The following is a 13,746-nucleotide window of genomic DNA, read 5'->3' as shown; positions in this document are numbered from 1 at the left end:
CAATCGTGATTATTTCGTAATTCTAGAAGACACTCTTAGCTCTACACCAATCAAAATGAGTATTACTGCAACTTCTAATAAAAAATAAAGCACTCCTATACCAGTTAAGTTATGGTAGAAATACACTACTAACCCTATAGTGAGACAACAATACATAAGATTAGCAATAGCAATACCCCTTAGATACGGCTTCCAGTTTTTGATGGTTAAGAAATAGCAGCTAATAGAATATAGAGCATATATTAAAGCCACAATAGATAAGGTGTAGAGTATTTTTGATGGCATCCCAAAACAATCTTCCCATGTTGTTAGTACTACACCCAATAAGAAAGCGGTTAACAATGCTCCCAAACCATCAATTAAAAAAAGCTTATTAGGACTTGAGATCATACATTTTGTTATTCATTTACAATCTTTATTCTACTTATATACCTATCTTTTTCAGTGCTTACCAGAGTCATTAAACTGCCATAGAACATTTACAATGGCCCATTTTCCATTTAGCTTTACAATATGCATATAATCCACCCATTCATCAGCAATTAGTTTTACCGATGCTATTTTATCAAAAACATCTAATATCACAACTTCCTTCTTAGGATTTTCTGGAAATCTATCACCGTTTTGATTATACGTCTCGGCAAGCAATACCATGGCGTCCTTAAAAGTCTCCCTTACATATTCTTTCTTGGTAGATTTATTTGTCCAAAAGGTTCTTTTTACCATTCTGGGATGAGCAGCACGTTCGAATTGATCAGGATTCACATTATGTTGAGATTCGATATAATCTAATGCAACTTGTTTTATATCTAAAGAGTCTTGTGCCGTTTGCGCGTTCATTTTAAATATTAAAAATAAAAGAACAATGGGTAAATACATACTTCTACTCATAATCATCTAATCTTAGTTTATGTAGTACAATAATGTTGCATATAAAAAGTAACATTCTGGTTTGCACCACCATTTTTGATAGTATAAATGTATTAAAAAAGCAGAAGTTTTAGTGACTTCTACTTAATTAGATATATGCTTTGTTGTAAACTGTTTTTATTTTTTTTTAAATATTATTTGAGTAATCTTATCGCTTACAGATCTATTTGCTTCATTATTCTCTCCTTTCAATTTTCCACAACTTGATAATATCGCAATTAGGACATCCTCATCTTTAAACCATCGAATTGCACTGTTATGCCCAAACTCTTCTCCTCCCCTTGACCAAATCTCAGTGGTTCCTCTATCTGTTTTCGTAGTAAACCACCCATAACCAATTCCTATATTGCTGCTCAAAGTTAAATGGGGACCAAAAAGTTTATTTAGCCCTTCTGCACTTATAAGTCTTTCGTTTGTAAGAGCAAGAAAATAATTTTTGAAATCTTTAATATTTGTTAGTATTCCACTAGATCCTCTAAAGCCCCAATTTGGAGCTATATCATTTGGAGGAAATTTATTCAATTTTTGAGCAACTAACTCATTATTATTCTCATCAATTTCAAACCAAAATTTGGTGTTTTTCATTCGTGCAACCGAAAATAAATTTTTATGAACAAATTCATGATAGGGAGTTTGAGACGCTTTTTGAATAATCGCTGCTGTTAACCAATACCCAGCGCCAGAATAAACAAACCCTTCGTCTTTATTTAATCCTCTTTTAAATACTAATGAAACATTTTCTTCCATAGTGGTATAACCAAATGTTTCGTACTCATTACTTAATAAAGAAGTATGAGTAAGTAAATCATTAATTTTGATTTTAGAATGTTCTATTGAAATATCTGAGAAATATTTTCCTATAGAATCATTTGTGTTCAATAATCCCCGTTCTTGAGCCAACAAAGTAGCAGTTCCAGTAATTCCTTTAGTAGTAGATGCTAAATAAAAAAGGGTCTTAGGTGTTACCTTATTTTTTTTAGTAGAATCTGTCCAACCATAACCATTTTGAAGAAATGTAGTGTCTTTTGAAATTACTACAACCGACCCTGAAAAACCTAAACCTTGTTCTTTTAGCATTAAAGAATCAATCCTTTTCCCCAATTCAGAATAAATAATTACATCTGAAGTCTTAATTTTCTGAGAATCTTCATGAAAAATTTTGTTGCCACTTTCAGTTTTACATGAACCAAAAAATATTAATAGTAACAGGTAAATTATTTTTTTCATGCGTAAATTTGGTTTTAATTGTTTACAACGATTTTGTATACGAGCAATAGTGGATAAATTAAAACTACTCTTTTCTATTGGCAAGATACTCATTATAAAAAAAGCGGTTCAAGTTTGTTCTTAAACCGCTATTTTTTATATCGTTGTTAGCCACTGGTTTTATTTTAAATTTAACCTTAAATATTAATCAAACAAAAAACATTTGCTGCGCCTAATACAAGTTCAAATAAAATTCCTTGAGTAATTTGTTTGCTTGGTTTACCATCAGCTTTTAAACTGATTAATCTACCAATTGCGAAACCAACAAAAATTAGAGATGCAATAAAGTGTGAAGTAAAGGTTAGCTTTTCAATAAATATGCCTAGTGCAGTAATGATTCCCGCAGAAAGCATTACTGCACTGACTCCTCTCATTTCGTTTAATAGGCTGGCATCATTTTCTAGTCTGATTCCTGAATTCTTTAGATAGGTTTTTATTGGATTGCTCAACCTCATTAAACCTACAAAGACAAGCATTAAAGCTGATAATGACAAGATTGCGATTCTGATAATTTCCATTTCTAGTTTTTTTAATTAATATTTCTACAAATGTAAATTGAGGTTGTGACAAAGGTGTGTCAAGGGTATTTCTGATTCTTTACATATTTTTCAAAATACTCTTTTATAGTCATATTATAAGGTTTAAACGATTCGTTTTCAGTAACAAGATTTTCGATAAAATCTATTCTAAAGTGTCTAAAATCATTTCGCAATCGACAAAAAGCGATTAGTAGAAAATCTCCGTGAATGCTATAGATAGCAAAAGGCTCAATGTTTCGATTGGTTAGCTTATTTTCAGAAGAAAGGTAGTCCATCGTTAAGACCTTATATTGGGTTATAGCCGATTGTATTTGCATAAGGTTATTACTTGTTTTTTCTTCATTATTGTTTCCGCTAAAGTAAATTCTGTCTGCCAACAAATCTGCGTTCCCTTTTTGAGAGTATCGCAAGATGGCTTTTATTTTTTCTATGGCACTAGTCGTGTTTTTAACAAGTGATACGTCTTTGTTTTTGATTGCTAATTGTTCTATCGTGATTAACGCATTTGCTTCTTCCTCTGTAAAAAGAACTGGTGGAAGGTGATAGCCTTCCATAATAGAATAGCCTTTCCCTTCTTCGGTTACAATAGGTATTCCTGATTTTTCGAGTGTGCGAATATCTCGATAAATGGTTCTTACGCTAACATCGTGTTTTTCAGCAAGCTGTTTTGCCGTAATAATTCTTTTAGATTGTAGTTGAGTAAGAATCGCAGTTAATCTTGAAAGCCTTGGTTTTTCTTTTTCTTCCATTTTCGTGTTTTCTGCTTGTGACTAACGTCTCTTGTATGTTGACGTTGCTGACCCATAGGGAAGCAATGCACTATAGCATCCATGTAAAAGCAGTATCCTAAATCCTAGATTAAAAATACAGTATTTTTAATCTAGGATTTAGGAAAGGGCCTTGCATAGGACAAATTGTTGTGAGTAGTTTTTATTCAAGTATTCGTTTCTTTAAATCCATTCTCTCATGCAAAATCCTTGTGATTTCCACATAATTTTCGTCAACAGTTCGATAGAAAATAATATGTCGATTTGCTTTTGCTCCAAATAGATTTTTAGCAATTTCGTTGTAGTTCCTTCCTAAGTCTGGATTATTAGCTATTTCTTGGCAATTAAAAATCAACATATCATAATATTTGTCAGCTTGTTTTTCTGACCAAACCTCAAAAGTATAATCCCAAATCTTTGATAAATCCTCAACCGCTTTATTGGTCAGTTTGAATTTAGTCATTCAAGTTTTTTTTTAAAGACTTAAGGTGTTCTTTGGGGTTGAAATCGTGAGCAATACCACTGTCAATTCCTTCTTGAATAGCATTTTTTAAGGCTATAGCTTTACTTTCCTCTTCTTCTAAAAGTCTTAATCCTGCACGAATTACTTCACTTACATTTTTAAACCGTCCATCACGTATTCGACTCTGAATAAACTGATCAAAATAATTTCCAAGTGATATCGATGTGTTTTTACTCATTTTAGTATTATTTATTTCAAAAATACCAAAAATTGGTAAAAAACACAAGTTTACCTATTCTCCATAACGTCCTCGATAAAATGAGTTTTAATTCATTTTATCTTTTGTTATAAGCGTTTCTTTCTAATTTATACCAAATTGCCTCTCGTATGACTTCATCATAAGGAGCTTGCTTATCATATATCATTCCTACCTTTTCCATTACCCCGATTGAAGCCTTGTTTTCGGGCAATGCTATCGCTATTATTAAATCAAGATTAAGCACGTTAAAGCCGTAATCAATAATGGCTTTAGAGGCCTCAGTTGCAAAGCCCATGCCCCAGTATCTCTTTTTGAGTCTGTACCCAAGGTCCACTTTATCAAATTCTGGTAAATAAGTTAATCCCGCCCAACCAATAAACTCATCTGTTTCCTTTTGGATTACCGCTAATCTTCCAAATCCATACTTCTTATAGTCATTAAGTCTTATCCTTATCGCCTTTTCTATTTCCTTCATGGATTCAGCAACAGGCTCCCCTGTCCATTTTTGCACCTTTGGATCAGAGTGTAACTGAAACAATTCCTCTTTATCATCAAAAGTAATTTCTCTCAATACTAACCTTTCGGTTTCAATCAAGGTTTTCATTTTATTGTTTATTACGGTTCGGTTATGATTCCGTTGCGAGAGAAAATCCTACGGATTTTCCGAGTAGGAATCATAGAGTGTTGTATGACTAAGGTACTTTTAATTGATTAAAGCAGCAACGGATTATAGCTATTATTGTGTGCTGTATTTATTATTTTCGGAGATGAGTGACAATCCACCAAGTATTTCCGGCAAAATCTTTAATTCCGGCAAATCTATCTCCATGCGGATAGTCCATAGGCTCAGAAATTGAACATCCGCCGTATTTCAACGCCTTTTCATATACGGTATCACAATTATTAACATAAATGTACATTCCACACTTTGTTGGCTTGACATCTGGAAATTTAGGGCTTGGTTCCCCCATCATAATAACAGAATCTCCTATTTTGATTTCAGCATGTTGAACAGAATTGTCATCACGGTAGTTGATTTCCCCTCTTGACACTGCATCGAAGACACCTTTAAGAAATTCTATCAACTTTTCAACATTTTCAACAACCATGTATGGTGTTATAGTATGGAGCCCAAATGGATTAAGTGCTTTTTTCATAACATTTTATTTATCAAATGGCACACAACGCCTCGGTTATCGTTAGTGCGGGAATTAAAAGCACTAAACTTGACTCAAAACCCAAACCCGTATTCATTGTAGCCATTGTTGGCAACTGGTTTTATTTGTTATCTGACATGTTATTTAAAACATGGTTATAGTCGTTTATCAGTTGATTTTCTAAAAGCGCTACATCCTCCATTGTGATGGATAGAAAATTCAATATTTTTTTTGTTGATTTCTTGTCTTTCCCCAAGTCCATGCTAACAAGTCCAGTGAGCATTATATTCGTAAAATTATCAATTGTATTTTGAGTTTTGTAAACACGGTTAAGTGATTGAATTCTATCTATTGATAATTCATTTAAAAGTCCTGTTTGAATCCCAGTTTCATAAGCGCTATTTACAAGTGATGGGGTGTTTATTCCACGAAAAAAAGAAGCGGTTGTTGTGATATCTGAATTTAAATAATAGCGTGAACTATCCCTAAGCATCTTATGATATTCAACAACTTCAAGAACATTATTTTTGTTCTCTTTAATTTCACTAATAATATTTTCGGCAAGTATTTTTTTCTTAGAATTCTGTTCTCTTCTTTCTGACCAACTGGAGACTACAAATCCAAGATATACACCAATCATTACGGGTATAATTTGAAAAAATAACTCTCCAATTTTATTTTTGATTTTCATGTCTTTAGATTATTTTTGAACTTGCACCTAACGACCCATGTATGGCTCGTAGTTGTGATAAAAGTACAAAAGTTTCAGTTTATCACAGAGCCAAACCTACGATTTGGCGGAACTAGCAAATATGTAGAACCGTTCGTTATGCACTAAACAACTATGAGCTATACACCATGTTATGTGCTTTCTCTTCTCGCTTATTTCATCCCTTTTCGTAACTTTGCATTGCGAACTTTATTGAATAATTATTTAGTGTCTAATCTATGATACGTTTTAAATAGAAATTCTTAGAAGAGCAGACAGGTTTAAGTCCCGAGACCTATTTGAGGCATGTCTTAATGGTAATCAAGTAACATATGTTAATGGTTCTGAAATCTCAAAACCCCCTAAATCTTGTTTTATGAATAGAATTCCTCCATATGAAGAAATAAAAGAAGTATCTTTTTGGTGCCCTCCACACCCCTGTAGTTTGATGATAACATTAATTGATTCTTTAGATAAAAAAATTAATATTGATATGTTACCAAACGATGAAGGTCTACTTTTACTCGAAGAAGAAGAATATTCTCCACCTCCCAACCCTCATATTCCAAGAAGAATCTATATCAATCAAGTCTTAGTTGAATTAAACAGTCCGGAAGAAAAAAGTGTTATTAATCTTCTTTATAATTTAATAAGGGATCATAAACTGGGACATCCTCAAGGTTTAGAGGTTGTGTTGGCACAAGAAATGATTAGTCATTTCAAGGGCACAAGATAAACTTAAAACTTAATTTCAATGCCTAACATTCTTGAATTGTTAAAGGTTTAAATTCTTTCTCAGAGACATTTTTAAATTTTATCCAATCTTCTTCTTTCACGTTGGTTAGTAGTTACACATAATGTTCAGTATATGCAAAGTAGGCGATTGCAGACTTCAAACTTGTCAACCCATTGCAATTTTGAAGCGGGCAGACCCAAGCAATTAATTATACGCGTTGTTAGATTCTTTATTTTATATGGTGAACTTATTTTTCTTAGAGAGATTTGAAGGTCCAGTAATTTTGATGATAACAAAGGCAAGAAGTACAAGTAGAATCGTAAAAATGGGAATCGTGTATTTATCGAATTCATCAGGGTAATTTAACCATCCGATTAAAACATTTCCGGCCGCGTGATATAGAGCACAAATTAAAATACTTCCTTTTGTTGAATTAGTTATGAAAGCATAGAAAACTGTAAATGCTATATTACCTATAATAAACATTATGAATGCTAGAACGAATGGCAACCCCCATGCTCGTTCTGGCTCGATTAACCAAATCGGTAAATGCCAAATTCCCCAAAGAAATCCCGTTATGAGACTGCTTTTGAGAGCTGAATAATGTCTCTGAAACTTGGGCAGGGCATAGCCTCTCCAAGCTATTTCTTCTCCAAAAACCATAAAAATGGTGATTAACACTAACCCTATTAATAAATTTCCTATCGGGTTTATTCCAACCTCAAACGTTTTGAAAAATTGAACAATTGCAACTGAAATTCCGATTAATATCATTGGAATAAAAATAATTGTATACCACTTCCAGTTAACTTTAAATAGAAAACATCTTTTCAACAAATTTTTCATTCCTTCTTTTCCATCAGATTTCCAACTTGAGAGAATTGTTCCTCCAAAAACAGCAAGTGCTGCGATAGCTTGAAAACCACGAGGTATCTTATTTCCAGTGCTTTTTTCAATAAAGAAGATTGTAAAAAAAATTGCCCATGACAATGCGAAGACGATTAAATAGAATGTTATTAGATCTTTTCTTGTTTTTGGATTCATATCATTTAATTCAGTGATTTCAAAATATTGAATCTAACGTCTCTTGTATGTTGCGTTTGCTTCCCGAAGGGAGCATATGCAATATACAAATTGTTGTGCGTTCGTACATTTTATTCTTCGTGATAGATTTCATGAAACATTTTTGCCAAATTTTTAGGATTTTCTTTCCATGCGTTAAACATTCCAAGTCCTATGACTTCTGGGATAATATCCAGTTCTTCGCTTTCTACTTTGTCAAGGATTATTTTGGCAACACTATCTGGCGATGGCATATCCCAATCACTTCCTTTATTCATATCAGTATCTATTGCCCCTGGATTTACTGCGTGAACCGTTATTCCTCTTTTAGCTAATTCGATTCGCACAGAATAGGTTGCTGAAAGTAGAGCAGCCTTTGAAGCAGAATAACCTGCAATAGAGGGCAATGGTGAATATGCTACAATTGATGTAAGATTAACTAATCTTGAAGGTGAATTTTGTTCTAGGATGGAAGCAAACGCTCTCATCATATTTAGAGTACCATAATAATTGACATCCATATCTTTTTTAATAGTACTTGTTTCTCCATCCAAAATAGTACCTGGATTTAAAACACCCGCATTGTTAATAAGGACTTGTGTGTCTGATGCTTGTTTGACTACTTTTGTTATTTGATGTTTATTAATTATATCAAGTTCAAGTGTAATTACTCTATTGTCTTCAAAGTTTGGCATTTTACCTAAATCTCGGCAAGTAGCATAAATTTTACTCGCTCCTTTTTCCAATGATGCTTTAACGAGTGATTTCCCAATTCCTCTGTTTGCTCCTGTAATTAGGATTACTTTGTCTTTCAGTGTTTGCATATTTCGTATTTTGATTATTAATTACTATGCAAAATTACATTGACGATTAAGTACATAAAACCCAAAACTTGCTGAATGCACGGATGTTTTTTGTATGACGCACAACAATAATATATAATCACCAAGGTAACTATACACCCTAAATATCAAAAATAAAATCAACCTACACTACCCTTCATAAAGAAGATACTATAACAAATACGTAAAAAACTTCGTCTGATACGGAATCCCGTAACATACGTAATCATTATCACTGTAGCTTTGCCTTTTCAAAAATCAAAATTCTATTCTCGATATATCCCGATTACCATCGGGATACTCGAACTGACGAATTTTTTAAACCAAGTATTAATTTTTTAAACCAAAAATGTTTATGTCTAAAGAAAATTTTGAAAGCAAACTAGCTGTGCTTAATACCATGGCGATTAACGAAGTAAAAACACCCAATATGCCTGTGGATAATGCACTGCAAGAGGCCGAAAACCTATTTATATGGGCCAGCGATGATAAAAAGGCCCTGATTGGTAACTCTGGACTGGATTGGGCAAAATTTGCTAAAGATCTACCTGTTCGTGCTGGGGCATTGCGCCATGCGCAATCATTATGGGTTAGCGAACGCTATGGGCAGGAAGAGGCCAACAAAGCCTGGAAAGAACAATCCCCCAAGGCCTATGAGCTTAGAGATGATCTATTGGATGATTTTAGATACGCCTTTAGAAAACGCCCTGATCTATTAAGTCGGGTACGAGAGATTGCCAATGGGCAAGGTAATGCCGATATGATCCAGGACCTTAGTGACTTAAGCGTACTGGGAAAAAGCAACCCAGGGGAGTTAACCATTGCTAAATTTAAATTAGCCAAGCTAGATATCGCCGCCCAGGTGTCTAACGATATGGCAGAGCTACTAGCCAAAGCCAATGGTGCTACCCTAGAAAACTCTCTGGCCAAAGAGATACGTGATAAAGCATTTACGCATCTAAAAGAAGCTGTAGATGAGATACGTGATGCGGGTAAATATGTCTTTAAGAATACTCCCGAACGGTTTAAGGGGTATATAAGTAGGTATAACAAAAAATAACAACACCTATTTCGTAAAAATCCCTATTCTCGATACATCCCGACAAGTCGTGATACTCGAATTGACGGGATTTTTTTAGCTCCCGGCTTGCAATATTGCTTTCCCGGTAACTTATTAACCTTTCCCGGCACCTATTTTGGTTGTCCCGGCTATTCACTACTCTTTCCCGGCAGTAATTCTGGTTATCCCAGCTCCCGGGAATACTCCAATATATGCCGGGACCATACATAACCTAACTGGGAGACCCTTAGAACCTCCCGGGAAGGGTATACATAACGCCGGGAAGGGTTCATGACCTCCCGGGAAAGGGTAAAAACCTGCCGGGGGCTTTGCTATTGCACAAAGAGAAAGAATAGTACTTGTTATTGCAAGTATAGTGAAGCAATCTGATTCAATTTAAAGGATTATTTCCTTTTATGAAGCTCGTTAACGATTAGTTCCTCGAGATCATTAAACTTAATTTTTAATGAGGTTGCTACTATGGATAGTGGCGTTCCATACATTTTATGGTTTGTTTTCATAGCTCTTTTCGACATACTGCCTTTGGCTCTCTCGATATACTTATCTGGTTTGTCTGTTAGTAACAGTAAGATTTTTGTAGATGCAATTTGCAAGGTTTCTACTCCCGTAATATCTTGCCATTCTATAAGCCCTACACTGGTTGCATTAGAGTTATCGGTGATTCCGTTATTATCTATGATCAACCCCTCTTTATTGTCAAACAATTTTCTTGCAATAAATATTAAGCATAATCCAAAAAAAGAGGCAGAGGCAATCCCCACTATTCTAATGATACTTTCGCTTCTAATGCGTGAGGTAATAAAGGTTGAAGGTTCTAGTATTAAAAATACTCCGACAACTACAAAAATCAATGCCCCTAATAAAAGGAGGACAATTTTTGTTTTGCTCAATGGGATTTCGATCTTTTCGCTCATTGTTTTTTTGATTGATTTGTAGGATAACCAAGGTACTTAATTTATCTGAAAACAGTTTAGGCAACACTATGTTTCTCGAGTACTAACTTTCTAATGGCTGCCAATTGAGAGAATAATACAATAGGCACAATAACAGCTGGTAACCATACAAATGGGAAATATGTAACTCCTATATTAGGTTGATCAAAGGCCAATTGCTGAAATGGAGTCTGCGCACTTAATATGGCAATAGTAAGGATGTTTATTAATAGGGCCAGACATAAGAAGTTCCAGAATAAAAGAAACCGTCTGCCCCAGGTTTTCTTCACAAATACCAGGTAATAAACAATAGGAGCTGTTATCCCAGAAATGATATCAAAGTTATACCCCTCGAATGTCATATACACCGGAATCAAACCGCTTAAAAACACAGCATGCAAAACAACCTCTACCGGGATACGCACCACATGTATCAAAGTAAGCCATTTTAGATCTAGTGAATCAATAAATTGTTTTCCTTTTTTAGTAAGAAACAACAACAAAACGACCAAAAAACCTGGGGCCAATAAAAAAATAAACCTTGGTGGGATTGTATCTGTTTTTTGATAAAATCCCAATAATCCCAGTGCGCCCACACCTATGGCCCAAAGCAGTATTAGTAGAACTACTTTTTTGTTTTCATCACTTGCGATATAAAACAACCATATAGAAGCTATGGTGGTTAGAATGAACATAATAATCGTAAAAATTGATACATTTTCCATGGGTGTATGTCTTAAGAAACTATAACTAGATTGTGGTTGTATATTGTAAGCATCAGCAAAAGGGTTACAGATAACCTCTACTTTTCTTTACATTGGGTAGCGTTTATAAGGGCTGGTTTAATTATTCTTTAGACACCTATGTCCTCATTCCACAAATCTTTGTTGGATTGAATAAATGACTTCATTAATTCTTTACATGTTTGATCATCAACAACGACAACTTCGACACCTCTTTCTGTTAACAATTTTTCTTCTCCCAGGAAGGTTTCATTCTCGCCAATTATTACTTTAGGAATCCCATAAAGTAAAATAGTTCCAGAACACATTGGACAAGGAGATAAAGTGGTATACAAAACACACTCTTGATATACACTTGCAGATTGTCTCCCGGCATTCTCAAGGGCATCCATTTCGCCATGAAGTATTACGCTACCCTCTTGTACCCTTCGATTATGTCCCCGGCCAATAATCTTACCATTATGAACAAGAACAGAACCTATCGGGATACCTCCTTCTGCAAGGCCAGCTTTGGCTTCATTAATCGCCTCTACAAGAAATTTATCCATATTTTCTAGTTGTTATTTAATCAATATTCGATGATAATTACGTGGTAGTTAAGGTAATTATATTTCTCTAAAGAAGCAATCCAGATGCCATTAATATAGGCTTCGAACACCAATATCTTCTGGTCAAAGACGTAACCAGTATAGCTATTGTTTTTCGACAAATTCTTTAAATTGATTCATCCATTTTTCTGCAGGTTTCTTATACATCCCAGGAAACAGGATCGCCATAAGCTTGGGCATGATCCAATTGATGCGGGTGTATTCAAATTCGTATGCATACCTTGTTTTATGATCATCTAAAGCAGTAAAGGTACATTTCATGGTATTGTCCATATGCTTATGGTGATAACTCGCTTCGAAAGAATTTGGTAAACGGTTTGCTGTAATGGTCTCGGTCAATTCCATCTCGCCCTTACCATACTTGTAATACATTTTAGACACCGCTCCATCTTGGCCCGCATTACCACTAACCAGTACTTTTCGTATAAAACCATCCTGATACTCTTTGAGATGATTAGGATCTGCAAAAAGTTCGGCTACTTTATGAATATTCTGATTAATGTCTTTTGATCCTTTAAACTTCATCTCTCTCTTCTTTTATGGTTGTTTTTATTCAATGGTAATCAATATTGACCTGCGATAACGCAATCTTAGTTCCTAATTTTATCTCCTCGTACAGGAATATAGTCCTTTTTGGTCGTTCCGTTAACTTTAATATTCTTGAAATACACCCATGCCCCCTTTGGCGCTGCAAAATCGGGTATGTTTTGCATCTGAAAATGAAGATGCGGTTCTGTAGATTTTCCAGAGTTACCGCAAAGCCCTAATACGTCTCCTTGCTTTACCTGCTGACCTTCTGTAACCGTTACAGAATTTTGCATAAGATGACCCAACACAATATACTCTTTGTTTTTAGTTTCTAATAGTACCACATTACCAGTTCCTGCATTAGCATTCATAGCCGGCCATTTGTTATCGGGTACCTTATCATGAGCATAGAGTATTTTGCCATCTACAGGAGCAATAATTTCTCTACCAAACGCATAAAAGTCTTCATTTTTGGTAGCTCCCGGGCGATGTGATTTACCATTACTACCCATAACCCAAAAATCAAATGCTCCTTTCATGCTTGGGTACGCATTATGGTAGTTATCACTGGTTTTTTTTCCTCCCCAAAACACATACCACACTCCATTAAAAGGCAGTATTAGATCCGACTTGCTCCTTTCTAATACAGGAGCATCTTTATATACATAATCACTGCTAATCGCCATTTTGGATACTTTACCTGTATCATCTATGCCAAAAACCACTTTTAGTGTAACCATTTTTTGGTGTACACTTCTATAGGTATACGAATTTTCGTTGACTGTATCTAAAGTTAGAGAACGTATAGTACCAATCTGCGAAATGATTTGATTAAAACTGGTATTTAGTTTTTTTAAAGAATTACGCTCCTTCAATTTATCATCTAAAAAGCTTCTAAACTCTTTAACAGCATCTTTATTAAATGCATTGATAAAGGCTTTCTCTACTTCTTGTATGTTTGCAATATTTGCTTGAGCTATTGATTCTTCACCTAAAAAATTAAGTACAATCATTAAGAGTATCATCACTCCATAGTGCATACCTGTCTTACTCGAATAGTATAAATTCATGTTATGTACTAGTTATCGTTACCAAAATAATAACTATATAATTGTTATGGATGT

Annotated in this window: 19 protein-coding genes; 2 read left to right on the top strand and 17 right to left on the bottom strand. The window is 34.5% G+C overall.

Features of this window, described 5'->3' with window-relative positions; all coding sequences use genetic code 11:
* Nucleotides 1-9 precede the first annotated feature (9 nt).
* From ABW637_RS08815 to ABW637_RS08770, 10 genes are all read right to left on the bottom strand, one after another.
* Nucleotides 10-390: a hypothetical protein gene (locus ABW637_RS08815; protein WP_367584291.1), complete on the bottom strand. Its 381-nt coding sequence runs from the start codon at nucleotides 388-390 to the stop codon at nucleotides 10-12.
* 51 nt (nucleotides 391-441) lie between these two features.
* A complete protein-coding gene (locus ABW637_RS08810; protein ID WP_367584290.1) occupies nucleotides 442-891 on the bottom strand; it encodes a nuclear transport factor 2 family protein in 450 nt (149 codons plus the stop codon).
* Between the two features lie 156 nt (nucleotides 892-1,047).
* Nucleotides 1,048-2,157 carry a serine hydrolase domain-containing protein gene (locus tag ABW637_RS08805; RefSeq protein ID WP_367584289.1) on the bottom strand — a complete coding sequence of 370 codons (1,110 nt, stop codon included), beginning with the start codon at nucleotides 2,155-2,157 and terminating at the stop codon, nucleotides 1,048-1,050.
* Between the two features lie 176 nt (nucleotides 2,158-2,333).
* Nucleotides 2,334-2,714, bottom strand: coding sequence for a DUF4345 domain-containing protein (locus tag ABW637_RS08800; RefSeq protein ID WP_367584288.1), 381 nt, complete (start codon nucleotides 2,712-2,714; stop codon nucleotides 2,334-2,336).
* Between the two features lie 59 nt (nucleotides 2,715-2,773).
* Nucleotides 2,774-3,484 carry a helix-turn-helix transcriptional regulator gene (locus tag ABW637_RS08795; protein ID WP_367584287.1) on the bottom strand — a complete coding sequence of 237 codons (711 nt, stop codon included), beginning with the start codon at nucleotides 3,482-3,484 and terminating at the stop codon, nucleotides 2,774-2,776.
* A gap of 181 nt (nucleotides 3,485-3,665) precedes the next feature.
* Complete coding sequence (locus tag ABW637_RS08790; RefSeq protein WP_367584286.1) at nucleotides 3,666-3,965, bottom strand: type II toxin-antitoxin system RelE/ParE family toxin; 300 nt, start codon at nucleotides 3,963-3,965, stop codon at nucleotides 3,666-3,668.
* Complete coding sequence (locus tag ABW637_RS08785; RefSeq protein WP_367584285.1) at nucleotides 3,958-4,203, bottom strand: type II toxin-antitoxin system ParD family antitoxin; 246 nt, start codon at nucleotides 4,201-4,203, stop codon at nucleotides 3,958-3,960. Before ABW637_RS08785 ends, ABW637_RS08790 begins: the two co-directional genes overlap by 8 nt.
* A gap of 97 nt (nucleotides 4,204-4,300) precedes the next feature.
* Nucleotides 4,301-4,828, bottom strand: a complete 528-nt coding sequence (locus tag ABW637_RS08780; protein WP_367584284.1) for a GNAT family N-acetyltransferase — start codon at nucleotides 4,826-4,828, stop codon at nucleotides 4,301-4,303.
* 151 nt (nucleotides 4,829-4,979) lie between these two features.
* Nucleotides 4,980-5,381, bottom strand: coding sequence for a VOC family protein (locus ABW637_RS08775; protein WP_367584283.1), 402 nt, complete (start codon nucleotides 5,379-5,381; stop codon nucleotides 4,980-4,982).
* A 121-nt stretch (nucleotides 5,382-5,502) separates the two neighbouring features.
* Entirely contained in the window at nucleotides 5,503-6,072 is a 570-nt protein-coding gene (locus ABW637_RS08770) for a hypothetical protein (protein WP_367584282.1), read from the bottom strand.
* 394 nt (nucleotides 6,073-6,466) lie between these two features.
* Here ABW637_RS08770 and ABW637_RS08765 point away from each other — a divergent pair, with 394 nt between their 5' ends.
* On the top strand, nucleotides 6,467-6,826 hold the full coding sequence (locus ABW637_RS08765; RefSeq protein WP_367584281.1) for a hypothetical protein: 360 nt from the start codon (nucleotides 6,467-6,469) through the stop codon (nucleotides 6,824-6,826).
* Between the two features lie 234 nt (nucleotides 6,827-7,060).
* On the opposite strand, the gene ABW637_RS08760 is transcribed toward ABW637_RS08765, so the two are convergent.
* Entirely contained in the window at nucleotides 7,061-7,870 is an 810-nt protein-coding gene (locus ABW637_RS08760) for a CPBP family intramembrane glutamic endopeptidase (protein WP_367584280.1), read from the bottom strand.
* 110 nt (nucleotides 7,871-7,980) lie between these two features.
* The gene (locus ABW637_RS08755; protein WP_367584279.1) at nucleotides 7,981-8,712 is read right to left on the bottom strand and encodes an SDR family NAD(P)-dependent oxidoreductase; all 732 of its coding nucleotides are present in this window, start codon (nucleotides 8,710-8,712) and stop codon (nucleotides 7,981-7,983) included.
* Between the two features lie 373 nt (nucleotides 8,713-9,085).
* Here ABW637_RS08755 and ABW637_RS08750 point away from each other — a divergent pair, with 373 nt between their 5' ends.
* Nucleotides 9,086-9,790, top strand: coding sequence for a hypothetical protein (locus ABW637_RS08750; RefSeq protein WP_367584278.1), 705 nt, complete (start codon nucleotides 9,086-9,088; stop codon nucleotides 9,788-9,790).
* Between the two features lie 404 nt (nucleotides 9,791-10,194).
* Here the strand turns inward: ABW637_RS08750 and ABW637_RS08745 are convergent, their stop codons facing one another.
* From ABW637_RS08745 to ABW637_RS08725, 5 genes are all read right to left on the bottom strand, one after another.
* Complete coding sequence (locus ABW637_RS08745) at nucleotides 10,195-10,725, bottom strand: STM3941 family protein (RefSeq protein ID WP_367584277.1); 531 nt, start codon at nucleotides 10,723-10,725, stop codon at nucleotides 10,195-10,197.
* A 56-nt stretch (nucleotides 10,726-10,781) separates the two neighbouring features.
* Nucleotides 10,782-11,468, bottom strand: coding sequence for a DUF8737 domain-containing protein (locus ABW637_RS08740; RefSeq protein WP_367584276.1), 687 nt, complete (start codon nucleotides 11,466-11,468; stop codon nucleotides 10,782-10,784).
* A gap of 128 nt (nucleotides 11,469-11,596) precedes the next feature.
* Nucleotides 11,597-12,034, bottom strand: a complete 438-nt coding sequence (locus ABW637_RS08735) for a nucleoside deaminase (RefSeq protein ID WP_367584275.1) — start codon at nucleotides 12,032-12,034, stop codon at nucleotides 11,597-11,599.
* Nucleotides 12,035-12,178: 144 nt separating this feature from the next.
* Complete coding sequence (locus ABW637_RS08730) at nucleotides 12,179-12,619, bottom strand: SRPBCC family protein (RefSeq protein ID WP_367584274.1); 441 nt, start codon at nucleotides 12,617-12,619, stop codon at nucleotides 12,179-12,181.
* Between the two features lie 65 nt (nucleotides 12,620-12,684).
* Nucleotides 12,685-13,692 (bottom strand): peptidoglycan DD-metalloendopeptidase family protein, encoded by a 1,008-nt coding sequence (locus tag ABW637_RS08725; RefSeq protein ID WP_367584273.1) that lies wholly within the window; start codon nucleotides 13,690-13,692, stop codon nucleotides 12,685-12,687.
* Between the last annotated feature and the right edge of the window lie 54 nt (nucleotides 13,693-13,746).

Origin of the sequence: Aquimarina penaris (assembly GCF_040786285.1) — a bacterium.
GTDB lineage: Bacteria > Bacteroidota > Bacteroidia > Flavobacteriales > Flavobacteriaceae > Aquimarina.
Note: the sequence above shows the minus strand (reverse complement) of the source record. Positions and strands in the feature narration are given on the sequence as shown.

Coding starts and splice junctions, on each gene's coding strand:
- ABW637_RS08785 (WP_367584285.1), bottom strand. CDS start 4,203: ATGAGTAAAAACACATCGATATCACTTGGAAATTATTTTGATCAGTTT.
- ABW637_RS08740 (WP_367584276.1), bottom strand. CDS start 11,468: ATGGAAAATGTATCAATTTTTACGATTATTATGTTCATTCTAACCACC.
- ABW637_RS08800 (WP_367584288.1), bottom strand. CDS start 2,714: ATGGAAATTATCAGAATCGCAATCTTGTCATTATCAGCTTTAATGCTT.
- ABW637_RS08790 (WP_367584286.1), bottom strand. CDS start 3,965: ATGACTAAATTCAAACTGACCAATAAAGCGGTTGAGGATTTATCAAAG.
- ABW637_RS08780 (WP_367584284.1), bottom strand. CDS start 4,828: ATGAAAACCTTGATTGAAACCGAAAGGTTAGTATTGAGAGAAATTACT.
- ABW637_RS08750 (WP_367584278.1), top strand. CDS start 9,086: ATGTCTAAAGAAAATTTTGAAAGCAAACTAGCTGTGCTTAATACCATG.
- ABW637_RS08775 (WP_367584283.1), bottom strand. CDS start 5,381: ATGAAAAAAGCACTTAATCCATTTGGGCTCCATACTATAACACCATAC.
- ABW637_RS08760 (WP_367584280.1), bottom strand. CDS start 7,870: ATGAATCCAAAAACAAGAAAAGATCTAATAACATTCTATTTAATCGTC.
- ABW637_RS08730 (WP_367584274.1), bottom strand. CDS start 12,619: ATGAAGTTTAAAGGATCAAAAGACATTAATCAGAATATTCATAAAGTA.
- ABW637_RS08765 (WP_367584281.1), top strand. CDS start 6,467: ATGAATAGAATTCCTCCATATGAAGAAATAAAAGAAGTATCTTTTTGG.
- ABW637_RS08755 (WP_367584279.1), bottom strand. CDS start 8,712: ATGCAAACACTGAAAGACAAAGTAATCCTAATTACAGGAGCAAACAGA.
- ABW637_RS08805 (WP_367584289.1), bottom strand. CDS start 2,157: ATGAAAAAAATAATTTACCTGTTACTATTAATATTTTTTGGTTCATGT.
- ABW637_RS08815 (WP_367584291.1), bottom strand. CDS start 390: ATGATCTCAAGTCCTAATAAGCTTTTTTTAATTGATGGTTTGGGAGCA.
- ABW637_RS08725 (WP_367584273.1), bottom strand. CDS start 13,692: ATGAATTTATACTATTCGAGTAAGACAGGTATGCACTATGGAGTGATG.
- ABW637_RS08810 (WP_367584290.1), bottom strand. CDS start 891: ATGAGTAGAAGTATGTATTTACCCATTGTTCTTTTATTTTTAATATTT.
- ABW637_RS08770 (WP_367584282.1), bottom strand. CDS start 6,072: ATGAAAATCAAAAATAAAATTGGAGAGTTATTTTTTCAAATTATACCC.
- ABW637_RS08795 (WP_367584287.1), bottom strand. CDS start 3,484: ATGGAAGAAAAAGAAAAACCAAGGCTTTCAAGATTAACTGCGATTCTT.
- ABW637_RS08745 (WP_367584277.1), bottom strand. CDS start 10,725: ATGAGCGAAAAGATCGAAATCCCATTGAGCAAAACAAAAATTGTCCTC.
- ABW637_RS08735 (WP_367584275.1), bottom strand. CDS start 12,034: ATGGATAAATTTCTTGTAGAGGCGATTAATGAAGCCAAAGCTGGCCTT.